The sequence below is a fragment of the Aeromonas taiwanensis genome (assembly GCF_000820165.1).
In the GTDB taxonomy this organism is placed as follows: Bacteria; Pseudomonadota; Gammaproteobacteria; order Enterobacterales; family Aeromonadaceae; genus Aeromonas; species Aeromonas taiwanensis.
In genome coordinates, this window is record NZ_CDDD01000026.1 from 1 (window position 1) to 18,764 (window position 18,764).

An 18,764-nucleotide genomic window follows, 5' to 3' on the forward strand; every position below is an offset into this window, starting at 1 on the left:
GTGCGGGGGCAGGGGGCCCAGCAGCGCCATGGGGTTGGGGTGGCGCAGCTGGACGTCGAGGGCCCGGCGCTGGTGCTCGGTGAGCAGCTCGTCAAAGCCGAGGCCGATGTCGATACGATGCAGATCCAGCTGCTCCATCAGGGTGCCGTGGGTCATCACGCTGAGGTGCAGGCTGACATTGGGGAAGGCGTCGTTGAACCNNGGCTCAGCTCCTGGCGCAGGGCGTCCTGCTCCTGCAGCATCCGTTCGGCGTGGCGCAGCACCACTTCCCCCGCCTGGGTGAGTGCCACGAACTGGCTGTTGCGCACCACCAGCTCGGTGCCGAGGGACTTCTCCAGGGCGGTGATGCTGGCCGACAGGGTCGGTTGGGTGATGAAGCAGGCCTTGGCCGCCTTGGCGAAGTGACGGTGCTGGGCCAGCTCGTGGAAATAGTGCAGCTGCTTGATGTTCATGTTGGGAGGGCCGGAAGGGGCGGTGGCTGACAAAGTTAATCAATCGACATGGGGATGGCAATAGAACTTCTCTATGGGTGGATAGATTTGTTTCATTGGTTTTGACCCGCCGGCTTATCTAAACTTGAGGCCCGAATACACGTTATAAGCGTCTCGCATGATCCCTATCAATTCACGGTTGCCCAGGCTGGATGAGCTGGTGGAAGAGGTGGCCGTGTCTGTCAACATCAACGGCATCAACCACGCCGTCATGATGGCCACCCCGGACGATCTCGACGATTTTGCCATCGGCTTCCTGTTCGGGGAGGGCATCATCGGGGGCAACCACGATGTGCACGACATCCAGAGCACCCCGTCCGAGCACGGCATCGTGCTCGACATCACCATCGCCAACCGCTGTCTGGCGGCCCTGGGGCAGCGCAAGCGCCGCCTGGCCGGGGCGAGCGGCTGCGGCATCTGCGGGGTGGAGGCCATGGAGCATGCGCTGCCGGCACTCACCCCCTTGCCAGTGGCCGCGCCCTTCGACACCGGCCGTCTGCGGGACTTGCGCGAGCGCATCGCCCCCTGGCAGTGCAAGGCCCGCCAGAGCGGGGCCCTTCATGCCGCCCTGGCCCTGGACGAGCGGGGTGAGATCCTGGCCTGCCGGGAGGACATCGGGCGGCACAACGCCCTGGACAAGCTCATCGGCATGCAGCTGCGCCAGCCCGTGCGGGCGGCCACCCTGGCCATCACCAGCCGCTGTGGCAGCGAACTCATTCACAAGGCGGTGCAATTTGGCGCCGCTCACCTCATCAGCCTTGCCTCTCCCAGCCAGCTCGCGGTGCGGCTGGCGTTGAAATACAACCTGACCCTCATTCATGTGCCCCGATCCGATGCCCCGGTCTGCTATGCCAGCCCCCGCGCCCAGGATCAGTTCGGAGACTCCCATGTCCAGTCATATTGAGAAACCGGCCAAGGCCGGCGGCTTTTCCTCCCTGCAGTCCACCTTCAAGCAGGTGCTGCGCAGCCAGAAGACCCGGCAGAACATCAAGAACCTGCTGCGGGTCAACCAGACCGACGGCTTCGACTGCCCGGGCTGCGCCTGGGGTGACAACAAGCAGGGGGCCTTCCAGTTCTGCGAGAACGGCGCCAAGGCGGTGGCCTGGGAGTCCACCGGCAAGACGGTGGGGGCCGACTTCTTCGCCGAGCATTCGGTGCGCCGCCTCGCCACCCAGAGCGACTACTGGCTCGAATACCAGGGGCGACTGACCGAGCCCCTGCGCTACAACCCGGCCACCGATCACTACGAGCCGGTGAGCTGGGATCAGGCGTTTGCCATCATCGCCGACAAGCTCAACAGCCTGGCCAGCCCCGACGAGGTGGAGTTCTACACCTCGGGACGCGCGAGCAACGAGGCCTCCTACCTCTATCAGCTGTTCGGCCGCCTCTTTGGCACCAACAACTTCCCGGACTGCTCCAACATGTGTCACGAGGCGAGCGGCGTGGGGCTCATCCAGTCCGTCGGAGTGGGCAAGGGCACAGTGGTGCTCGATGACTTCGACGCCGCCAAGGCCATCTTCGTGTTCGGCCAGAACCCGGGCACCAATCACCCGCGCATGATGAACGCCCTGCGCAAGGCGGCGCGCCAGGGATGCCAGATCGTCACCTTCAACAACTTGAAAGAGGTGGCCCTCGAGCGCTTCGCGAGCCCCCAGAGCCCGGCGGAGCTGCTGACCCCGGCGGCCACCACCATCAGCCACCAGTACCTCACGCCCAAGCTCGGCGGCGACATGGCGGCCATTCGCGGCATGGCGAAGTACATCCTGGAAGAGGAGGGGGGGCGCATCGATCTCGCCTTTATCGAGCAGCACACCGTGCACTTTGAGCGCTACCTTGAGCAGGTGCGCGCCACCGAGTGGGCACAGATAGAGGCGCAGTCAGGACTCGGTCGCGAGGAGATCACCCGGGCGGCGCAGATCTTCGCGCGCAGCGAGAGCGTGATCAGCTGCTGGGCCATGGGGATAACCCAGCACAAGCACTCGGTCGACACCATTCGCGAGATCGTCAACCTGCACCTGATGTGCGGCCAGATTGGCAAGCCGGGGGCCGGGCTCTGTCCGGTGCGCGGTCACAGCAACGTGCAGGGCAACCGCACCATGGGGATCAACGAGAAACCCAACGCCGCCTTCCTCGACCGCCTGGAGCGACGCTTCCCGGTGGGGTTCAAGCGCACGCCGGGGCACAACGTCTACGAGGCGCTCAAGGCCCTGCACGGCGGCAGGAGCAAGGTGCTGGTGTGCCTTGGGGGCAACCTGGCGGCCGCGGCGCCGGATACCGAGTTCACCTATGAGGCGATGCGAAGGAGCGAGCTCAACGTGCAGATCAGCACCAAGCTCAACCGCAGCCACCTCATGGTGTCAAAAGATGCCCTTATCCTCCCCTGTCTGGGCCGCACCGAGCTCGACCTGCAGCGCACCGGCGTCCAGAAGATCACGGTGGAGGACACCTTCAGCATGGTGCACGCCTCCACCGGCATGAACGAGCCCGTCTCGCCGCTCTGTCTCTCGGAGATCGACATCGTCGCACGCATGGCCGAGGCGACGCTCGGCAGCGAGCAGGTGAACTGGCTGGCCCTGCGGGATGACTACGGGTTGCTGCGGGATCTCATCGAGGAGACCATCGCGGGCTTTGGCGACTTCAACCGCCGCATCGAGGAGCCCTGCGGCTTCCACCTGGAGAACAGCGCCGCCCTGCTGCGCTGGAACACCGCGAGCGGCCGCGCCGAATTCAGGGCGAGCCGGTTGCCGGCCTCCATCCTGCCCGAATGCACCAGCCACGCGGAGCAGATGGTGGGCGAGCCCGTGCTGCTGCTGCAGAGCCTGCGCTCCCACGATCAGTACAACACCACCATCTATGGCATGGACGATCGCTATCGCGGCATCAAGGGGCGGCGCAACGTGGTCTTCATGAACGAGGAGGATGCCCGCATGCTGGGGCTTGCCGAGGAGCAGCGGGTGGACATGGCGGCCATCTGCAACGACGGGCGCGAGCGGGTGGTGCAGGGCTTTAGCGTCATCTTCTACGAGATCCCCCGGGGCAACATCGCGGCCTACTACCCGGAGACCAACCCCCTGGTGGCCATCGAGAGCATAGGGGAGGGGTCTTTCACCCCTACCTCCAAGTCGGTGCCCGTGCTGGTGACCCCCAGCAAGGCGCAGGTCGAGAGCCTAGCCGTCACGTTGTGATCCCGCAGATTGATGCACATCCAACCCCTGCCATGGCAGGGGTTTTTTATGGCGAGCCCAGAAGCGTCCTGCGCTCAGGACCGACGGGGCGGATCAGTCTGAGGCCACCACCACGCAGTTTCTGCCTCCGTGCTTGGCGTCGTAGAGCGCCTTGTCCGCCTGCTTGAGCACGGCGGCGAGATCCCCCGATTGCGCCCCCCAGTGGGCGACCCCGAGGGAGAGGGTGATGTGGCCTGCCGTCTCCATCTCATGGCTGGCCACCCGGGTGCGCAGCCGCTCGGCGATGGCTGCGGCCTGGCTCAGGGAGACCCCGGGCAGCAGCAGCAGGAACTCCTCGCCGCCGCTGCGGCACAGGGCGGCCCCGGCGCGCTGCTCCTGGCGCATCAGATCCGCCAGGGCGATGATGACGGCATCCCCGACGTCGTGGCCGAAGCGGTCGTTGATGCTCTTGAAGTGGTCGATATCGAGGGCGATCACGGCCAGGGGCTGGTGCTCGTCCTGGTAGCCATCCAGCATCTGCTGCATCGCCCGGCGGTTGAAGAGGCCGGTCATGGGGTCGGTGTGGCTGGCGGTGTGCAGCTTGTCGATCTTGGTGTTGAGTAGCCCCAGCCCCTTGAGGATGGCGTGCTTGAGCTGGGCGGCCTCGAAGTACCAGGCGCGGATACCGGAGATATTGGTGGCGGCCTCCTGCTGATCCATCAGCCTGGCCCGGTTGGCCAGCTGGCGCAGCGGCCTGGCGATGATGGTGGCAGAGAGCCAGATGAAGAAGAGGATGAAGAGGGTCACCGGAACCATCCCCTTCAGGATGTCGATCATCTGCTGATCGAGCCCCGCCAGGGTGGCGCTGCGGGGACGCTGTGCCACCACGCCCCAGCCGGCACCCGTCACCGGAGCGAAGCCCGAGAGCATCTCGTTCCCGTCGGAGTTTCGCACGGCCAATGCCCCTTGCTCGCCCTGCAACACCTCGTCCACCACCCGGTTGGCCCCCACCTTCTGGCCGATGCGCTCGGGATCCGGGTGGTAGATGAGCGTGCGCTGGCGATCCACCACATAGAGATAGGAGCCATCCTGGTAGTAGTGCTGGCCCAGCAGGTGGGAGAGCACGCTGGCGGACTCCAGGTAGATGGTGCCGGCGACATAGCCCAGGTAGCGTCCATCCGCCGCAAAGACGGGGTAGGAGAGGCTGATGAGGTAGTTGCCGGAGAGGGAGACGAGGGGGTCGGAGATGACCGGCTTCTGGTTCTTCAGGGTGCGGCGGGCATTGGGGGAAGTGAGCTTGGCCCCCTTCACATTCAGGGTTTCGGGGGAGACGGCGATGATGGTGGACTCGGTGTTGACCACGGCCACCGAGTTGAAGGTGTTGGTGCGCCTGCGAAGCTGGGTCACCTCCTGCTCGAGTCCGGCGATGTCATCGGCCTGCAGCAGGGGGGCGAGCTGGCTGGCGCTGTAGGCGAGCTGTCCCTGGGCGGCGCTCAGCATGGCATCGGCGGAGGCGGCCAGCTTGGCGGCATAGACCCGGTTCGCTTCCAGGGTGTTGTCGATCAGCAGTTGCCGCTGAGCCTGGTGGATGGCGTAGAAACTGTTGCCGAAGGTGGCCAGCACGCCGATGACGGCAAGGGAGAGGATGAGGCGATGAAGATCAAACCTCAGCAACCAGTGAGAGTGCATGAACGAAACGGATCCTTGTCGTGGGTGCCTGGCAGGGTGGCACGATTCTAAGGGTGGGGGCCACGCAACGCCACCCTTAATGTGGCACTCAGGTGGCACTCTGCAGTGCGTTTTCGTCACCGGCTGTCGCCAGGCTCTGGTCCCCGAGCTCGGCCACCGTCTGCCAGAAGGGGGCGATGAGGGGGTTGTCATTGCCCGGCGGGCGAATGATCCCGATGATCCAGCTCGCCTCGGGCTCCCTCAGGGGCAGGGTGATCACATCGGGGTGCTCTATGGTGGTGGAGGAGGGGACCAGGGTCCAGGCGATGCCGGCCGCTGCGGTGGCAATGCCGGCGGCGAAGTCGTTCACGTACTGGATATCCTGAAAACGCAACCCGCTCTGGGCCAGGTAGTGCACGAACTGATCGTGAAAGGAGGGTGCCTTGTCCCGGCGCAGGATGGCCAGCGGCTTGTCCAGCAGATCCGACAGTCCCTTCACCCCCTGATAGGCGGCAGGCAGCACGGCGACGAAATGGGCGCGCACCACAGGCAGACAGTGCCAGCCCTTGGGGGCGGGCAGGCGGCAGAAGCCGAGATCCAGCCTGCCCTCGGCCAGCGCCAGCAACTGGTGATGGGTGGAGAGATCGTTGAGCTCGATGGCGACCCCGGGGCGGCTGGCCCGAAACAGGGCGATGGCGGCGGGGACCAGCAGCTTGGTGGCGACGCCAAAGCCGATGCGCAGGGTACCGCCATTGCCCGCCAGCACGTCGCGGGCGCTGCGGGCGAGCTGCTCGCTCTGGGCCACCAGGGTACAGGCCTCCCCGTAGAGGGCGCGTCCCAGGGCGGTGAAGCGGGTGCTGCCGGCATTGCGCTCGAACAGCTCACCGCCAAGCGCCGCCTCCAGGCGGCGGATCTGCTTGCTCAGGGCCGACTGGGTGACGTGCTGGCGTGCCGCCGCCTGGCCAAAGTGCATCACCTCCCCCAGGGTGACGAAGGCCTTCAGATCCCGTAGCTCCATGGCGTCTCCATTGATTCCTGTTTGGAATCTTGAGTGGTCATATTTGTCATTGGACGGAATTTTAGAAGTGTTGGATGCTGATGCCAATTCATTTCGACCCCAAGGGGGGTCGGGTTATCCGGGATGGTTGGTTCCATCCGCGCAGAAGGAGCAACACCAGATGCATCACCACAAGTTCAACGATTTCCCGAAAGATTTCCTCTGGGGGGCCGCCTCCGCCGCCTATCAGGTTGAAGGGGCCTGGGACGAAGGCGGCAAGGGCCCCTCGGTGTGGGACAGTTTCACCAAGCTGCCGGGCAAGACCTTCCAGGGCAGCAACGGGGACGTGGCGGTAGATCACTACCACCGTGTGGAAGAGGACGTGGCCCTGATGGCCGAGATGGGGCTCAAGGCCTACCGCTTCTCGGTGAGCTGGCCGCGCATCTACCCGACCGGCCGGGGCGAAGTGAACGAGGCGGGACTTGCCTTCTACGAGCGGCTCATCGACGCCCTGCTGGCCCACGGCATCGAGCCCGTGCTGACCCTCTACCACTGGGATCTGCCCCAAGCCCTGCAGGACGAGTACGGCGGCTGGGAAGACAGGCGCATCATCGACGACTTCGAGCGCTACTGCGTGACCCTCTACCAGCGCTTCGGCGCCAAGGTGAAGTACTGGGTCTCCCTGAACGAGCAGAACTACAACCTGACCAACGCCTACCAGCTCGGCACCCATCCGCCCGCAGTGCAGGACAGGAAGCGTTTCTTTGCCGCCAACCACATTGCGTTTCTGGCCAATGCCCGGGTCATCAAGGCGTTCCGTGAGCATGTGCCAAACGGCCTCATCGGGCCGAGCTTTGCCTACTCCCCCGCCTACCCGGCCTCCTGCGCCCCGGGCGACATGCTGGCGTTCGAGAATGCCGAGGAGTTCACCAACTACTGGTGGCTGGATGCCTACTGCTTCGGCCGCTACCCCCAGGCGGCGCTCGCCTACCTGAAGGAGAGCGGCGAGGCCCCCGAGATCCTGCCGGGAGATCTGGCGCTCTTGCGGGAGGGGACGCCGGACTACATCGGGGTCAACTACTACTACACCCTGACCTACACCGACAACCCCCTCGGCGGTCAGACCATGCAGCGCATCAACACCACGGGGCAGAAGGGCACCACGCCATCGAGCGGCGTGCCGGGACTCTACCGGACCACCCCGAACCCGCATCTCGAGACCAGCAACTGGGACTGGGCCATCGACCCCACCGGGATGCGCATCGCCCTGCGTCGCCTCTCGTCCCGCTATGCCTTGCCGCTGATGATCACCGAGAACGGCCTCGGCGAGTTCGACAAGCTGGAGGCTGGCGACAAGGTGCAGGATCCCTATCGCATCGACTATCTGCGCAGCCACGTCAAGGCGTGCCAGGAGGCGATGCAGGACGGGGTCGAGCTCCTGGGCTACTGCGCCTGGTCCTTCACCGACATCCTGAGCTGGCTCAACGGTTACCAGAAGCGCTACGGCTTCGTCTATGTGGACAGGGACGAGCAGGGCGGGTCCCTGCGCCGAGTCAGGAAGGAGAGCTTCCACTGGTACCGCCAGGTGATCGCCTCCGACGGCAAGGCGCTGTGACTCACGGCGGGAGGGCTGAGCGCCGCCAGTGATCCGCTCCCGGGTTCAAGCCCGCCCTGAATGCCACAAGGCCCCCTCATCCGAGGGGGCCTTGTGTGTTATGGGGAGTCAGGGGATCAGATGAACATGCCCCCGGAGGCCTCGATGCGCTGGGCGGTGATCCAACGGCTGTCGTCGGAGAGCAGGGCGGCGATGGCGCCCCCGATGTCGTCGGGCTGGCCGACCCGGCCGAGGGCCGTCTGGCTCGCGAGGAAGGCGTTCACCTGCTTGTCATCGCGCACCACGCCGCCGCCAAAATCGGTCTCGATGGCGCCGGGGGCGAGCACGTTGACGGCGATGCCCCGGGGGCCCAGCTCCTTGGCCAGGTAGTGGGTCAGCACCTCCACGCCCCCCTTCATGGTGGCGTAGGCGGCGTAGCCCGGCATGGCGAAGCGGGTGAGGCCGGTGGAGAGGTTGAGGATGCGGCCACCGTCCTGGATGAGCGGCAGCAGCGCCTGGGTCAGGAAGAAGGTGCCCTTGAGGTGGATGTTGAGCAGGGTGTCGAACTGCTGCTCCGTGGTCTGCTCGAAGCTGGCGTGAATGCCGATGCCGGCGTTGTTGACCAGGAAGTTGAAGCGGGTGCGCTGCCACTCCCGGGCGAGCAGCCGGGTCACTTCTTCGGCGAAGGCGGCAAAGGTGGCGCTCTCGCCCACGTCCAGGGCCAGGGCATGGGCCTTTACGCCGAGGGCACGGGCACTGGCCACCACCGCCTCGGCCTCCTCGGCCTGGCTGCGGTAGGTGATGATGAGGTCGACGCCTTTGGCCGCGAGGGCCAGGGCGCCGTGTTTGCCAAGGCCGCGGCTGGCCCCTGTGATGAGGGCGATGGGTCTGGTCATGGTGTGACTCCTGTCAGGGCAAGGGCTCGGTATGAGCCGACGGGATCACTGTATTGTTCCTTTCAAAGCGGATAAATAGCGTAATAATGAAAGGACTGTTCCATCTAAAGAGACAATCATGGATCAACTGGATGCGATGAGGGCGTTCGTGCGGGTCGCCGAGCTGGAGAGCTTTACCCGCTGCGCCGAGCAGACGGGCATCCCCAAGGCGACTCTCTCCGCGGCCATCCGCCGGCTGGAGGAGCGCATGGGCACCCGGCTCTTGCTGCGCACCACCCGGCGGGTGCAACTGACCACGGACGGCCAGCTCTGTTACGCCAGATGCCGGGAGCTGTTGGCGGACATGGAGGAGTTTGACGGCCTGTTTCGCCAGGGGGGCCAGATCTCAGGCCAGCTGAGGGTCGACATGCCGAGCCGGATGGCCCGACACCTGGTCATCCCGGCGCTGCCCGCGTTTCTGGCGCAGCACCCCGGCTTGCAGCTGATGCTGAGCAGCACAGACCGGCGGGTGGATCTGGTGCGCGAGGGGTTTGACTGCGTGGTGCGGGTCGGGGCGCTCGAGTCCTCCAGCCTGGTGGCGCGGCCGCTCGGCCACTATCGCCAGATCAACTGCGCCAGCGCCGCCTATCTGGCCCGCCACGGGGTGCCGCAGTGCCTCGCCGATCTGGCTCATCACCGACTGGTGCACTATGGCTCCGGTTTTGGTGCCGGTCAGGGGCGCGGGGAGCCCGGGTTCGAGTACCGGGACGAAGACGGCAGCCGGGCCCTGCTGCCGATGACGGGGGCCCTGATGGTCAACGACAGCGAGACCTACCTGGCGGCCGCGCTGGCGGGGCTTGGCATCATCCAGATGCCGAGGGTGGGGGTGGAGGGGCTGCTGGCGAGCGGGGAGCTGGTGAGCATACTGCCCGGCTGGCAGCCGCCATCGCTCCCCATCCACGCCCTCTATGCCCATCGCCGCCAGCTGGCGCCGCGAGTGCAGCTCTTCATCCACTGGCTGGGGGAGTTGATCGGTCGCACCCTGGCAGAGGGATCAGAGGCGGCTGCGTCTTGAGCGAAACTCGCGGGGGGAGAGGGCGAACGCCGTCCGAAAGAACCGGGTGAAGCTGCTCTGGCTGGCAAAGCCGAGTCTGTCCCCCACCTCCTGTAGTGGCAGGGCATGATCCTGCAGCAGGCGGCACGCCTCCTCCCGGCGCACCTGCTCGAGCAGGGCCGAGAAGTGGCAGCCCTCCTCCCGCAGATGACGGTTGAGGGTCCAGCGGGTGAGCCGCAGGCTCTCGCAGACAGTGGCGAGCAGGGGCGGCGCGTCCAGACCCTCTTGCCAGAGTCGCTGGCGGATGAGCCCGAGCACGCGATCCCGGTAGCGGGGGCTGGGGCGCAGCTGGATCATCTGGCGGTCGAGCTCCTCCAGCAGCAGGGGCTGCAGGGGGACATTGCAGTTGCCATGGGCGAGATCGAGCAGGGCCGAGGGGAAGCGCAGCTCGAACCCCTGACCCCGCAGCAGGCGATCCCCCAGCCAGGCCGACAGTTGGCGCCACAGGTCGGGTCTGATCAGGGCGGGCAGGACCAGCTGACCCTCGCCCGGGTGGTAGAACTGCAGCAGGGCATAGAGATGGCCCAGATTCGCCAGGCTGCTCAGTGCCACCACGTCCGGGTGATCGGATTCCGAGTGGTAGCTGAGCCTGGCCTCGCCCCCTTCCTCCCGCAGCGCGATCCGGTCGCTCTCGCCGATGAGGGGACGGTAGGTCAGGAAGAAGTGCAGGGCCTGCCGCAGGCTGGCGCCATTGCAGCAGAGGCTCCCGAGCGGCAGGAAGTGGGTGAAGAGGCCGGTGAGGGTGGGGGGCGTGCCCCACTGGTGGCTGCTCATATGGGGGGCCGCCTGGGCCAGCAGCCGGAAGTGGCGCTGGCTATCGATCCGCCCCTGGGGGAGCAGCAGCTCTTCGCGCGCGATGCCGGCACCCAGCAGGAGATGGTCCGGATCCCGCCCCTTGGCCTGCCAGTGGGTGAGGCAGAGCTGGGCTATCCGGTTGGAGACTGTTTTCACGGCAAAAATCCTTGTCGGCAGTGGCCCTCCATCATCCCCCTGCGGCGGCAAATTGCCGTGAGCCAGCGCCGGCTTCATGTTTCGAAATTGTAACCAAGAGTAACCCTGTAACCCTTTTCACACTTTTCGCATCTGCTCCCAACCGGCAATTTCCTGCACCCTGCGGGCAAGTGAGGGCAGCCGCTTTTGCATAGAGTGGCCTGACCTACACACACAAGGAAGGTCACAATAATGAAACACCATCCGCTCGCCCTGACTCGTCTGGCCCTGAGCATAGGGGCCCTGCTGCTGGCAGGGTGCAACGACAACGACTCCACCCCCAAGCCGACACAACCCACCCTGGGCCATCGCACCGCCGCCCTGATCGAGCAGGACGGCCTGCAGTTCAAGGATCTCGATGGCAACGGCACCCTGACCCCCTACGAGGACTGGCGCCTCGGCGCCGCCGAGCGGGCCCGGGATCTGGTGGGCAGGCTCACCCTGGCCCAGAAGGCGGGGCTGATGATGCACGGTACCCTGGTGCTGGACGCAGAGGGGCGGGTCAACCTCGACGCCATGGACAAGATGCTGCGCACCGATGGTGTGAATACCTTCATCACCCGCATGGCCGGGGATCCCGCGGCCATCGCCGAGGACAACAACACCCTGCAGGCCCTCCTGGAAGGGGTGGGGCTCGGCATCCCCATGACGGTCAGCACGGATCCCCGCAACCACTTCACCCATGATCCCAAGGCTACCAGCGTTGGTGCAGGTGCCTTCTCCCAGTGGCCGGAGACCCTGGGGCTCGCCGCCATCGGCGACGCCGCTCTGGTGCAGCGCTTCGGCGACATCGCCCGCCAGGAGTATCGTGCCGTGGGTATTCACGAGGCTCTCTCGCCCCAGGCGGATCTCGCGACCGAGCCGCGCTGGGGCCGCATCAACGGTACCTTCGGCGAGGACAACCAGCTCGCCAAGTCCCTGGTCAAGGCCTACATCGAGGGCTTCCAGCAGGGGAGCGAGGGCATTGGCAAGGAGAGCGTCATCACCGTGGTCAAGCACTTCGCCGGGGCCGGCCCCCAGAAGGATGGGCTGGATGCGCACAATCCCTGGGGCAAGGAGCAGGTCTATCCCGGTGGCCAGTTCGCCTATCACCTGGTGCCCTTCGAGGGGGCTTTCGAGGCCAAGGTGGCCGCCGTGATGCCCTATTACGCCCTGCCAGAGGGGCTGACCTACGAGGGACAGACCATCGAGGAGGTGGGGTTTGGCTTCAACCGCCAGATCCTCACCGACCTGCTGCGGGGTCACTTCGGCTTCTCCGGGGTGGTGCTCAGTGACTGGGGTATCGTCAACGACTGTCCCACCCGTTGTGAGGAAGGGCTCAGTCAGGCGGAGGTGGATGCCGGCGTGAGCCCCTGGACCGTGCCCTTTGGCATGTCCTGGGGCGTGGAGAAGCTCTCCAAGGCCGAGCGCTATGCCAAGGCCATCGACGCCGGGGTGAACCAGTTTGGCGGGGTGGAGGATCCCGCGCCGCTGCTGGCGGCCGTGCAGGCCGGTCTGGTGACGGAGGCGGCGGTCACGTCATCGGCTGAACGCATTCTCGAGCAGAAATTCGAGCTGGGTCTCTTTGAAAACCCCTATGTGGACGTGCAGGCGGCGGTCACCCTGGTGGGCAACGACGCCTTCCAGCAGGAGGCCCAGGCGGCACAATCCGCCGCCCATGTGCTGCTCAAGAACGAGGGGGCATTACTGCCGCAGAAGGCAGATGGCAAGCGGGTCTACCTGTATAACGTCAATGCCGAAGTGGCCAGGGCCAACGGCTACACCGTCGTGACGAGCCTGGCCGAGGCCGATCTCGCCATCGCGCGGGTCAACACCCCGAACGAGCAGGATCCCCGCTTCCCCTTCGGCATGGTTCATTTCGGCCAGCTCGGCTTCGCCAGCCAGGCTGAGGTGGTGCAGGAGACGGCCCACGAGGGCGTCTATCAGGGGGCGGACGACCTGGCCGCCATCCAGGCCATCGAGCAGGCCGGCGTACCCCTGGTGCTCTCCATCTATCTGGACAGGCCCGCCATCCTGACCGAGGTGGCACCGGCGGCCAAGGTGCTGCTGGCCAACTTCGGCGCCCTGGATCAGGCCCTGTTCGATGTCATGAGCGGCACGCAGAAGGCGCGCGGCAAGCTGCCCTTCGAGCTGCCCTCCAGCTGGCAGGCGGTGCTGAACCAGTCACCGGATGTGGCGAAGGACTCCCTGAACCCCCTCTATCCCTATGGTGCCGGTCTGGCCTATTGAGCAGAGCACATCTGACTATCTCCAAGGCGCCCGAGGGCGCCTTTTTCATGGCATGCGGCGGGGTGCCAATGGCGGGCCGTCCCCCGGCCTTTGCCATATTGGCCATGATAACGTTCTCAAGGCGTCCTCTACTGTTAATCTTGTTTATATTTGGTTATTGTTCGCCCACTCAACAGTGCTTCTTAATAACAAACATTTCAGATCACACATAGTTGTTATACTCTGACCGGGAGCGCTGGGGGGACTCCCGAACGCTTGGTTGCTGCGGAACAGGGCGAAGTGAAACAGTAATAAAAAAGCAGTGTGAGGTAGACATGCATCATAACGACAGAATATTTGATCCTCATTTTTTGTCTAAAGTTGGCCCTGGCAAAAAGATCACTGTTCCGGTTTCCTTTATTCAGGATCTGACTCAGGCTGCATCCCTTCAAGATGTGTTGAATGTGATGGCCAATTGGATTTTCCATATTTTCTCGGCCGAGAGAGCCAGCATCACCATCAAGGAGAGCGAGACCTCATTGCGGCTCTATGCCGTGATGGGCAACAACGCCATTCCCATGGAATCCCTGGTCACGGTGGAGGGCACCATGGTGGGAAGGGTATTCTCTTCCGGCATGCTGGCGATCTGTGATGACTTGACGGCATCCAGCGATCAGGACTGTGTCATCCTGTCCCGGCACGGCATGGGGTGCTGCATGGATGCCCCCATGATCCAGGGAACCAGATGCATCGGTACCCTGAATGTCGCGCACCATGAGAAGGCCCATTACACCGTCGAGGACGCGATCATATTGCAGTGCCTGGCAAACTGGCTGGCCCTCAATATCCAGCTGCACCTTCAGGTGACGGAGATGGAGCATCAGGCATCCACCGATTACCTCACGGATACTGCCAATCGTCGCGCCTTCATGAACGAGGGGGAGCGCAGGTTGATATTGTCCCGATTGACGGATATACCGCTCGCCGTCGGGATACTGGATCTGGATCACTTCAAGAGTCTGAACGACAAATATGGTCACGATGCGGGGGATCATGCCCTCAAAGAGGTCGCCAGTGTCGTCAAAAGAAATATGCGGTCAGAGGATATGTTTGCCCGTATTGGCGGGGAAGAATTTGCCATTATCGTCACGGGCAGTCACCCCGATAATAATCTGGCCATCTTCGACAATATTCGTGCTGTCATCGAATCCCAGGTCATCGAGTACGGCGGAGAAATCATCAAACTGACGGCCAGTATCGGCTTTTCTTCCCTGTCTCATCAGGACTCGGATCTCAGCGCCATTCTCAAGCGTGCCGACAGCGCACTCTATGCCGCGAAGCGAAATGGCCGCAACAGGGTGGAGTGCCATCTCTAGCCAGGCCTGACGCCCGGGAACACAGTCCCGGGCGCTCCATCCCGGGCGTGCGAGATCGCCACATCGATTGTCATCAGGGCGCCTGCGGGCGCCTTTTCTATGGCGGCCATCGACAATCCCGGTTTGGCGCAGGGGAGTGGCTTGGGCATAATGGCGCCCCAATACGGATGCCCTGGCCTTGCGATATGCGAGGAGGGCACAAGGCAACAGCGCAGAGGAGATGAGATGAAATTTATCGGAGCCCACGTCAGTGCGGCCGGCGGGGTGGAGAACACCATCGCCCGTGCCCAGGCTATCGGGGCCAACGCCTTCGCCCTGTTTACCAAGAACCAGCGCCAGTGGCAGGCGGCACCGTTGTCAGAGGCCAGCATTCGCGCCTTCAAGCTGGCCTGCGAGAAGGGAGGCTTTCGCCCCGAGCAGATCCTGCCCCACGACAGCTACCTCATCAACCTGGGTCACCCGGATCCCGACGCTCTGGCCAAGTCCCGGGATGCCTTCCTGGACGAGATGAAGCGCTGCGAGCAGCTCGGGCTCTGCTACCTCAACTTTCACCCCGGCAGCCACCTGAAGCAGATCCCCGAGGCCGCGAGCCTCAAGCTGGTGAGCGAGTCCATCAACTGGGCGCTGGAGCGCAGCGAAGGGGTGACGGCGGTGATCGAGAACACCGCCGGCCAGGGCACCAACCTCGGCTGGTCGTTCGAGCACCTGGCCACCCTGATCGAGGGGGTGGAGGACAAGAGCCGGGTCGGCGTCTGCTTCGACACCTGCCACGCCTTCGCCGCCGGCTATGATCTGCGCACCCCGGCATCCTGCGCCGCCGTGTTCGAGGACTTCGACCGCATCGTGGGCTTTGACTACCTGAAGGGGATGCATATCAACGGCGCCAAGTGTACCTTCGGTAGCCGGGTCGATCGCCACCACAGCCTGCGGGAGGGCAATCTTGGAGAGGCGGTGTTCCACCACATCATGAACGACGACCGTTTCAACGGTATCCCGCTGATCCTCGAAACCATAGACGAAACTATCTGGGGAGAGGAGATAAGCTGGCTGCGCAGTCTGCAGGGCGCCCAGGCCATTGCCTGACGTCTTGTTGCGGTAGCCAGGCCGGGGTCGACGTCCATCCACAGAGGAGTAAGGAGGCAAGATGCAGGAAGAGGGAAGGGCGCCGCTGCGTTGGGGAATTGCCGGAGCGGGGGCCATCGCCCGGCGTTTTTGCCGCGACGTCAACTTGCACGCCAGGAGCGCTGAGGTGGTGGCGATCGCCGCCCGGGATCAGCAGCGGGCCGACGAGTTCGCCCATGAACTGGGGCTGCCCCTTGCCTATGGCAGCTATCAGGCACTGGCCGAGAGCCACGAGGTGGAGGCCGTCTATGTGGCGGTGATCCACCCCGAGCATGCCCCCCTGATCAGGCAGATGCTGCTGGCGGGCAAGCACGTGCTGGTGGAGAAGCCGGCGGTGACCCGGGTGGTGGAGTGGGATGCCCTGGTGGCACTTGCCCATGAACGCGGCCTCTTGCTGCTGGAAGCCATGAAGGTGATGTGCTTCCCCGCCATGCGCGCCCTGCTGCAACGCCTGCCGCTGCTGCCGGCGCCCCGCCGTCTTTGCGCGGCCTTCGGTTCGGCCCAGCCACCGGTCGGCAAGTTGTTCGATACGGCACTGGATGGTGGCGCCGCCTGGGATGTGGGGGTCTATCCGCTCTGGCTCTATGCCGCCTTCTGCGAGCGGCTTGGGCTGACCTGTGGCATCCCCGAGGTCACCCTGGTGCGGGCCCCGGGAGAGGTGGACTTGACGGCCCGCTTCACCTTCGACACCCCCTTCCAGGCGGAGCTTGGCGCCTCCATCACCGAGGATCTCGACCGAGATGCCTGGCTGGAGGGGGAAGGCTGGTCCCTGCTCATCGAGGGCAAGTGGTGGAATCCCCAGCACATTCGCTGGCAGGGGGAGAAGGCGCCGGCCGCCTGGCCGGCAGACATCTACCTGCCGGTGGAGGGGGGCGGCATGCAGCATGAGGCGGATCACTTCGCCGACTGCCTGCGCCACCGGCTGCTGGACTCCCCCTGGCTGCCCCACGCCCTGACGCGGCGGGTGCTGGGCTGGGTCGAGGCCGGGCTCAAGGAGAAGGGGTGAAGTCAGGCACCTGGCCGGCATTACAACGCAAAAAGAGAGGGCGCACCGGCGCCCTCTCTTTTTTGTCTCTGCCATCGGGGATCAGGGGAGGGACTGGGCGCGGCAGAAGGCGAGGAAGCGGCGCAGGGCCGCAGAGTGAAACTTCTGTCTGTGCCAGGCGAGGGAGAGCTGGCGGGGGAAGCGGCGGTTCGGGGTGAGGGCCACCAGACGGCCTTGCTGCAGCCGATCGGAAACTGCGAGGCGGGAGACGAAGGAGATGCCGAGCCCCTTCTCCACCGCCAGCATCACCGCCTCCAGGGTGTTGAGCTCGATCCCCGCTCGCCAGCGCGGCAGCCGGGGCTGGATCTGTTGCTCGAACTGTTCGCGGCTGCCTGACTGGTGCTCGCGCAGCACCCAGGTCTCGTCGGCGAGGCGCTGAAGTGGCAGATCAGCCTGGTCGGCCAGGGGATGGTGGGGCGGGGCGATGATCAGCATCTCGTCTTCGAGCCAGGGCTCGCTCACCAGCTCCGGGTGGTGGTTTTCCCCCTCGATGAGCGCCAGATCCAGCTCGAAATGGGCCAGGGCGTGGCACAGCACGTGGGTGTTGGCGATGGTGACCCTGGGGGGGACGCCCTGATCCCCGGCGCCCCCTGCCAGCAGGCTGGGCAGCAGGTAGTTGCCTATGGTCTGGCTGGCCCCCAGGCGCAACTGGCCGCTGGGTTCGGCATCCGGGCTGAACAGCAGCTCAATCTCCTGCATCCGGGCCAGCATCTCCTCGGCGGCCGGTTGCAGCAGCCGCCCCTCGCTGTTGAGCTGGAGCCTGGGGTGCACCCGATCGAACAGCGGGGTACCGAGCTGGCGCTCCAGCTCCTGCAACGCCTGGGAGACGGCCCCCTTGCTGAGACAGAGCTCGTTGGCCGCTTGCCCCAGGTTGCCGTGGCGGGCGATGGTGGCGAACACCTTGAGTTGCTGGAGAGTGAGCTTCATGTTGTTTGGTTTTCCTAAACGTGTAATTCAATTCATTTAGATATCGTAAACGACAAGCCCTCTTTATCCTATGGTCATCGTCACCAAACAAGAGGGTATCCGAGATGATCGCACGCACCCGTCGTTCTCTGGGCCAGGCCCCGACCCCCATGGCCGGGCTGGCACTCGGGATCGCCAGCCTTGGCTGGGCCTGGGAAAATGCCGGCCAGTTCGATGGCCGCCTGCAGTTGCTGGGGGCCGCCATCGCCACCGTCCTGCTGCTGATCCTTACCTTCAAGTTCCTGCTGCACCCGCGCCTGCTGTGGCAGGATCTCGCCCACCCCGTGGTCGGCAGCGTGGTGCCCACCTATGCCATGGGCACCATGGTGGTTTCCAAGGCGGTCGGTCTGCTGGCTCCGACCCTGGGCCAGGGGCTCTGGCTGTTCGCCGTGATCATCCACCTGGCATTTCTCGCCACCTTCGTCTGGCACAGGGCCAGGGCGTTTGAAATTCACCACATGGTGCCGAGCTGGTTCGTGCCGCCGGTGGGGATCATCGTCGCCGACGTCGCCTACCCGGGTGGCCCCTTCGCCGCCCTGGCACAGGGCCTGCTCTGGTTTGGCATGGCCTGCTACGGCCTGATGCTGCCGCTGATGCTCTATCGCCTCATCTTCAGCCACGAAGTGCCGGACGCCGCCAAGCCGACCATTGCCATCCTGGCGGCCCCTGCCAGCCTCTCTCTGGCCGGTTACCTGACCGTGAGTCCGGATCCGTCGCTGCTGCTGGTGGCCGTGCTGCTCGGGATTGCGGTGCTGATGACCGGCATCATCTACCTGGCCTTCATCAAGTTGCTGCGCCTGCCTTTTTCACCGGGTTATGCCGCCTTCACCTTCCCGCTGGTGATCGGCGCCACCGCCCTGTTCAAGGTGAGTCAGCTGCTGTCGCAGTGGCCAGAGGCTGCCGACTACGCCTGGCAGCTCCATCAGCTGGCCTATCTGGAACTGGGAGTGGCGACCCTGGTGGTGGGTTACGTGTCGCTGCGCTACCTGATGTTCTTCCTGCCCCAGGGTCAGACCGGTGTGCTGGAGGTGCCCGCACGCCGCTGATGCCACGCCCTTGCCTCTGTTACGGACCCCGCCTTGCGGGGTTCGTCGCATGCCACACACAGGGGCGGGGAGGGGAAGACAGATGGGGTAAATGAGCCGGCTGTCAAT

At 64.8% G+C, this 18,764-nt stretch carries 14 protein-coding genes and 1 pseudogene; 9 read left to right on the plus strand and 6 right to left on the minus strand.

Annotation, left to right across the window (positions count from 1 at the left end; translation table 11 throughout):
- Positions 1-452 (minus strand): annotated as a pseudogene (locus tag BN1136_RS04620) (LysR family transcriptional regulator); the annotation flags it as partial.
- Between the two features lie 157 nt (positions 453-609).
- On the opposite strand from BN1136_RS04620, the gene fdhD reads away from it, so the two are divergent.
- Both fdhD and BN1136_RS04630 read left to right on the plus strand, forming a co-directional pair.
- A complete protein-coding gene (fdhD, locus tag BN1136_RS04625) occupies positions 610-1,395 on the plus strand; it encodes a formate dehydrogenase accessory sulfurtransferase FdhD (RefSeq protein WP_043760814.1) in 786 nt (261 codons plus the stop codon).
- The gene (locus BN1136_RS04630; RefSeq protein ID WP_043808131.1) at positions 1,379-3,676 is read left to right on the plus strand and encodes an FdhF/YdeP family oxidoreductase; all 2,298 of its coding nucleotides are present in this window, start codon (positions 1,379-1,381) and stop codon (positions 3,674-3,676) included. The genes fdhD and BN1136_RS04630 overlap by 17 nt, the downstream gene beginning before the upstream one ends.
- 93 nt (positions 3,677-3,769) lie before the next feature.
- Here BN1136_RS04630 and BN1136_RS04635 read toward each other — a convergent pair whose 3' ends face one another.
- Positions 3,770-5,344 (minus strand): sensor domain-containing diguanylate cyclase, encoded by a 1,575-nt coding sequence (locus tag BN1136_RS04635; protein WP_043760811.1) that lies wholly within the window; start codon positions 5,342-5,344, stop codon positions 3,770-3,772.
- An 88-nt stretch (positions 5,345-5,432) separates the two neighbouring features.
- Positions 5,433-6,341: a LysR family transcriptional regulator gene (locus BN1136_RS04640; protein WP_043760808.1), complete on the minus strand. Its 909-nt coding sequence runs from the start codon at positions 6,339-6,341 to the stop codon at positions 5,433-5,435.
- A 160-nt stretch (positions 6,342-6,501) separates the two neighbouring features.
- Between BN1136_RS04640 and BN1136_RS04645 the strand changes: the two genes are divergently transcribed.
- Positions 6,502-7,935: a glycoside hydrolase family 1 protein gene (locus tag BN1136_RS04645; RefSeq protein WP_043760805.1), complete on the plus strand. Its 1,434-nt coding sequence runs from the start codon at positions 6,502-6,504 to the stop codon at positions 7,933-7,935.
- Between the two features lie 116 nt (positions 7,936-8,051).
- Here BN1136_RS04645 and BN1136_RS04650 read toward each other — a convergent pair whose 3' ends face one another.
- Positions 8,052-8,810 carry an SDR family NAD(P)-dependent oxidoreductase gene (locus BN1136_RS04650; RefSeq protein ID WP_043760802.1) on the minus strand — a complete coding sequence of 253 codons (759 nt, stop codon included), beginning with the start codon at positions 8,808-8,810 and terminating at the stop codon, positions 8,052-8,054.
- A 118-nt stretch (positions 8,811-8,928) separates the two neighbouring features.
- Between BN1136_RS04650 and BN1136_RS04655 the strand changes: the two genes are divergently transcribed.
- On the plus strand, positions 8,929-9,864 hold the full coding sequence (locus tag BN1136_RS04655; RefSeq protein ID WP_043760799.1) for a LysR family transcriptional regulator: 936 nt from the start codon (positions 8,929-8,931) through the stop codon (positions 9,862-9,864).
- On the opposite strand, the gene BN1136_RS04660 is transcribed toward BN1136_RS04655, so the two are convergent.
- The gene (locus BN1136_RS04660) at positions 9,844-10,854 is read right to left on the minus strand and encodes a helix-turn-helix transcriptional regulator (RefSeq protein ID WP_043760796.1); all 1,011 of its coding nucleotides are present in this window, start codon (positions 10,852-10,854) and stop codon (positions 9,844-9,846) included. The two genes, BN1136_RS04655 and BN1136_RS04660, sit on opposite strands and share 21 nt — an antisense overlap.
- 231 nt (positions 10,855-11,085) lie before the next feature.
- On the opposite strand from BN1136_RS04660, the gene BN1136_RS04665 reads away from it, so the two are divergent.
- The 4 genes from BN1136_RS04665 (at position 11,086) to BN1136_RS04680 (ending at position 16,605) form a co-directional block, all read left to right on the plus strand.
- On the plus strand, positions 11,086-13,122 hold the full coding sequence (locus BN1136_RS04665) for a glycoside hydrolase family 3 protein (RefSeq protein WP_043760795.1): 2,037 nt from the start codon (positions 11,086-11,088) through the stop codon (positions 13,120-13,122).
- Positions 13,123-13,436: 314 nt separating this feature from the next.
- Positions 13,437-14,477 (plus strand): sensor domain-containing diguanylate cyclase, encoded by a 1,041-nt coding sequence (locus tag BN1136_RS04670; RefSeq protein ID WP_081843744.1) that lies wholly within the window; start codon positions 13,437-13,439, stop codon positions 14,475-14,477.
- Positions 14,478-14,702: 225 nt separating this feature from the next.
- On the plus strand, positions 14,703-15,560 hold the full coding sequence (nfo, locus tag BN1136_RS04675; protein WP_043760792.1) for a deoxyribonuclease IV: 858 nt from the start codon (positions 14,703-14,705) through the stop codon (positions 15,558-15,560).
- A 61-nt stretch (positions 15,561-15,621) separates the two neighbouring features.
- Positions 15,622-16,605, plus strand: coding sequence for a Gfo/Idh/MocA family protein (locus tag BN1136_RS04680; protein ID WP_043760789.1), 984 nt, complete (start codon positions 15,622-15,624; stop codon positions 16,603-16,605).
- An 81-nt stretch (positions 16,606-16,686) separates the two neighbouring features.
- Here BN1136_RS04680 and BN1136_RS04685 read toward each other — a convergent pair whose 3' ends face one another.
- A complete protein-coding gene (locus tag BN1136_RS04685; protein WP_043808134.1) occupies positions 16,687-17,571 on the minus strand; it encodes a LysR substrate-binding domain-containing protein in 885 nt (294 codons plus the stop codon).
- Positions 17,572-17,675: 104 nt separating this feature from the next.
- On the opposite strand from BN1136_RS04685, the gene BN1136_RS04690 reads away from it, so the two are divergent.
- A complete protein-coding gene (locus tag BN1136_RS04690) occupies positions 17,676-18,656 on the plus strand; it encodes a TDT family transporter (RefSeq protein ID WP_043760785.1) in 981 nt (326 codons plus the stop codon).
- Positions 18,657-18,764: the final 108 nt, after the last annotated feature.